We start from the raw sequence: 3981 nt of genomic DNA on the forward strand, positions 1-3981 counted from the left end.
CCCCTTCCCCGGCGGACGCCCCCTGGCCCTCGTCTACCGGGGCCCGGCCGCCCGCCCCGCCGGCTGCTCAGAGGCGGTCGCCGCACTTCTCGCCTCCGGCCCCTGGGACCTCGACGTCCGCTACACCGGACCGCACGAGGAGATCCCGCTCTCCGCCACGGCCCTGGCCCACGCCCACGTCTACGCCCAGCCCGGCGGCGGCTCCCTCTCCGCCGCGTACCGCCGCCTGAAGAAGCACGCCGACGAGATCCGCGACTACGTCCACGGCGGCGGCCGCTACCTGGGCTTCTGCCTGGGCGGCTACCTGGCCGGCGCCACTCCCGGCTTCGCGCTCCTCCCTGGCGACACCGACCAATACATCGCCACGCCCGGCGCCACCATCCACAACGACCGCGACACCCTGGTAGAAACCGCATGGCGCGGCCTCACCCGCACCCTCTACTTCCAGGACGGCCCGCACTTCATCCTCGACCGCGACGCCGACGTCACCATCCTCGCCACCTACCCGAACGGCACCATAGCCGCCCTGGTCACCCCCTTCGGCAACGGCCGCGTCGGTGTCGTGGGCCCCCACCCGGAAGCCACCGACGACTGGTTCCTCGACGAGGGCCTCTCGGTCCACCACACCCACGACCTGGGGCTGGACCTGGTGACGGAGGTGCTGGAGTGACCAAAACCCACTCTCGCACGGCAGACTCGAACCACGCGCCGCCACACCGGGTGGGTGCGGCGGCCGTGGGTGGGACCGGCTCCCAGTCCCGGCCCAGCAGCAGCCCGGAGCTCGCACCGGCTGCTGGCGATCGCGTCGCCGAGCGGGGTGGGGCGCCCGTCCCGCGACAGCATGCGGATGACGTCGTACGCACGCACGGCTGCATAGCTTGCGGCCTGCTCATCCGTCAGAAACTCGACCGGCACTCCGGACCTCCAGACAGTCAGTGATCGACACGACTGCCGAAGGCTCCGGCTCCGCCGAACCCCAGGTCAAAGCGCTCTCAGGCACGCGAAGGGCTTAGCGCCAGTTTTCGTCCCGTTGTTCAAGCGCCGCCAATTGCATCGGATGCGAACTGGCGACGGTATGCGCATCGCGTCCTGTGCGAGCCGCGGACGCGCGGCTGATCTGCGGCGTCGGACGTCTGAGTGAACTGTGACCGTAGCGCTTGGCAAGGGGAAGTGGCGAGCCCTTGTCACTCGTCAGGGTGGATGGCCTGCGGTTTCAGCTCCGGCTCGCATCTGATGCGGTTTCCTCGCATCAGATGCGAGTGACGGAGAGTGGTAGCCGGTGAGGTTCAGAGGAACGGCGCAGGGGGCGGCGACGCTGCACCTGGCGGACGGGGTCGCACTGCTGCGGCCGGAAGAGCAGGTGTTCACCGCGATGTTGGGCGGATTCGCGAACCAGCAGCTCGCGCGGAACCTGGCCCGCTCAACGGTTGAGGGCAGGGAGAACACGGTGAAGGCGTTCGCCGCCTACGTGAACGCCTTCCCGTGGCAGTGGACGCCGGCGATGGTCGACGAGTGGCTTGGTGACCTGCGCTCACTGCGTGACCTGAAGCGATCGACGATCCGCTCGTACTCCGAAGCCGTCCGCGCCTTCTGCCACTTCGCCACCGATCCCCTCTACGAGTGGGCCGCCACCTGCGAGGAGCGGTTCGGTTCCCACCCGGTCCAGGTCGTGCACGAGTGGAACACCGCCGTTCACATCCAGGACAACGAGGCCGATGCGAAGAAGCGGGCCTTCACCAAAGCTGAGCTGCACGCCTTCTTCGCTCACTGCGACGACGAGGTCGCCCGCATCCGGGCCTTCGGCCGCAAGGGCTGGTTGCCGGCCTTCCGTGACGCGACCCTGTTCAAGACCGCGTACGCCTTCGGCACACGGCGGAACGAGACGCGGATGCTGGACGCCGCCGACTTCGGCCGCAACCCGCACGGAGCCGAGTACGGCGAGTTCGGTCTCTGCCGGGTCCGCTTCGGCAAGGCCAAGAAGGGCTCGCCTCCCATGCGGCGTTCCGTGCTGACCGTGTGGGACTGGACTCCCGACATCCTGGACGAGTGGTTCACCGAAGTCCGGCCGCTGTTCGGCGCTGAGGGCAACCCCGCGGCATGGCCCTCGCAGGGATCAGCCCCCGCCGGGGCAAGGGCTTCACCCGACGTGACCCGGACGCCGACCTTGCTCCTGACCTGGTCAGGCGCGACTTCACCGCGAACGGGCCGAACCGGCCGTGGGTCACCGACCTGACCGTGATCGCGACGCTGGAGGGCCCGCTGTGGCTGTCCGCGATCCGCGACGCGTTCTCCCGCCGGGTGGTGGCCTGGGAAACCTCCGCTCGTGCGGACGCGGACCTGGTCCTGACCTCGCTGGAGTACGCCCTGGCCCGCCGCGAGCCCGTCCCCGGCGAGCTCGTCCACCATGCCGACCACGGCTGTCAATACACGTCCGTGAAGCTCACAACACGCCTGGTCAGAGCCGGGATCCAAGCGTCCATGGGCTCGGTCGGCGACTCGTACGACAATGCCCTGGCGGAGAACCTGTGGATGCTGATCAAGACCGAGTGCATCCGCGGTCGGGTCTTCGCCACCAGGGCCGAAGCGAACCTCGCCCTCTTCGAGTACATCGACGGCTTCTACAACCCTCGCCGCATCCAGAAACGGCTCGGCTACCTCAGCCCCATCGAGTACGAGGAGAAGCACTACGCCAACCAGGCAACGACCGAACAAGTGAACCTGAAACCACGTCAACCCGTCCTGACCAGCTAGTCATCCACTCCCGTGCACCGGGGGAACCTCACACCCGATCCATACGAGTTCCCCCCTGGCGGCAGATTCCGAGTGCTGAGGATGGCCGCATCATCAGCGATGCCGTGCCCTGCGTCGTGGCCTGCGCCTGTCGCAGTGTTGGCAGCACGCCCGGGGCCATCGGTTAGGGGTGATCGATTCGCAGTCAGTCAAGGCAGACGCCGTGGTCGGCGCCGACAGCCGTGGCTTCGACGGCGGCAAGCTGATCAACGGGCGCAAGCGGCATGTCGTGGTCGACACGCTCGGCCTGCTGATGGGCGTCATGGTCACCGCCGCGGTCGTCGGCGGCGGTTGCCAGGTAATCCCTTGAGACCGGCCTGCTTGCCGTGGCTGAATGGAAATGTCAAGCCCCGGGTTTCGTGGAGAGTGAGTTAGCTGGTTTTCTGGAGTGACGCAGAGGGTTCGGCCGTGAGGTAGTGGGCTGCCTCGTGTTCGGCAGGAGTGATGTGGCCGAGTTCGCCGTGGAGGCGTCGCTGGTTGAACCAGTCGACGTACTCGGCGACCACGACCTCCACGTCGTTGATGCCGGTCCACGGCCCCTTGTTGCGGATCAGTTCGGCTTGAACAGGCTGTTGAACGCCTCGGCCAGGGCGTTGTCGTACGAGTCGCCCCTGGAACCGACCGAGGCCACGGCGGCCTCCTGTTCGAGACGTTCTGTGTAGCGGAGAGCTCGGTATTGACCAGGTTCAACCAGTGGATGCAACACCGGCTTATTTGATCGATAGTAGATGGTCGTTGAGGTCCGGCGTGCCGGCGGCGCCAGATCGCCATCTCCAGCGCGTCGAGAGCGAGGTCGGTGTAGAGACTGGTGGCGACCTGCCAGCCGACGACCATGCGGGAGAAGACGTCGATGACGAAGGCGGCGTAGACCCAGCCGGAGAAGGTGCGGATGTAGGTGATGTCCGCTACCCACAGCTGGTTCGGCGCGGTCGCGGTGAACTGCCGCTCGACCAGGTCGGCGGGCCGGGCGGTCTCGGGAGCGGGCCGGGTGGGGCACGGGCTCTTGGCCCGGATCACTCCGCGCAGTCCGGCCGCGCGCATGAGGCGCTCGACCGTGCAGCGGGCCACCTCGAATCCCTCGCGTCCCAGGGCTGTGTGGACCTTGCGTGCCCCGTAGACACCGTAGTTGGCCTCATGGATCCGGCGGATCTCCAAAGTGAGTTCCTCGTCGCGCAGGCTGCGGGCCGAGGG

4 protein-coding genes and 3 pseudogenes are annotated in these 3981 nt (G+C 67.7%); 4 read left to right on the plus strand and 3 right to left on the minus strand.

Features of this window, described 5'->3' with window-relative positions:
* From BZY54_RS48140 to BZY54_RS48155, 4 genes and pseudogenes are all read left to right on the plus strand, one after another.
* The coding region (locus BZY54_RS48140; protein WP_208641004.1) for a BPL-N domain-containing protein at positions 1-670 on the plus strand (670 nt) is incomplete at its 5' end.
* Between the two features lie 609 nt (positions 671-1279).
* Positions 1280-2233 carry a site-specific integrase gene (locus BZY54_RS54455; protein WP_244217714.1) on the plus strand — a complete coding sequence of 318 codons (954 nt, stop codon included), beginning with the start codon at positions 1280-1282 and terminating at the stop codon, positions 2231-2233.
* Positions 2158-2751 (plus strand): annotated as a pseudogene (locus tag BZY54_RS48150) (IS3 family transposase); the annotation flags it as partial. The gene BZY54_RS54455 and the pseudogene BZY54_RS48150, both read left to right, overlap by 76 nt.
* 166 nt (positions 2752-2917) lie before the next feature.
* Positions 2918-3073, plus strand: a pseudogene (locus tag BZY54_RS48155) (transposase); the annotation flags it as partial.
* A gap of 88 nt (positions 3074-3161) precedes the next feature.
* On the opposite strand, the gene BZY54_RS54460 reads toward BZY54_RS48155, so the two are convergent.
* The 3 genes and pseudogenes from BZY54_RS54460 to BZY54_RS55785 form a co-directional block, all read right to left on the minus strand.
* Positions 3162-3305, minus strand: coding sequence for an IS3 family transposase (locus BZY54_RS54460; protein WP_244217715.1), 144 nt, complete (start codon positions 3303-3305; stop codon positions 3162-3164).
* 35 nt (positions 3306-3340) lie between these two features.
* A complete protein-coding gene (locus tag BZY54_RS54465; protein WP_244217716.1) occupies positions 3341-3493 on the minus strand; it encodes a hypothetical protein in 153 nt (50 codons plus the stop codon).
* Positions 3494-3513: 20 nt separating this feature from the next.
* Positions 3514-3966, minus strand: a pseudogene (locus BZY54_RS55785) (IS3 family transposase); the annotation flags it as partial.
* Positions 3967-3981 lie beyond the last annotated feature (15 nt).

The sequence above is a fragment of the Streptomyces carpinensis genome (assembly GCF_002154505.1).
In the GTDB taxonomy this organism is placed as follows: Bacteria; Actinomycetota; Actinomycetes; order Streptomycetales; family Streptomycetaceae; genus Streptomyces; species Streptomyces carpinensis.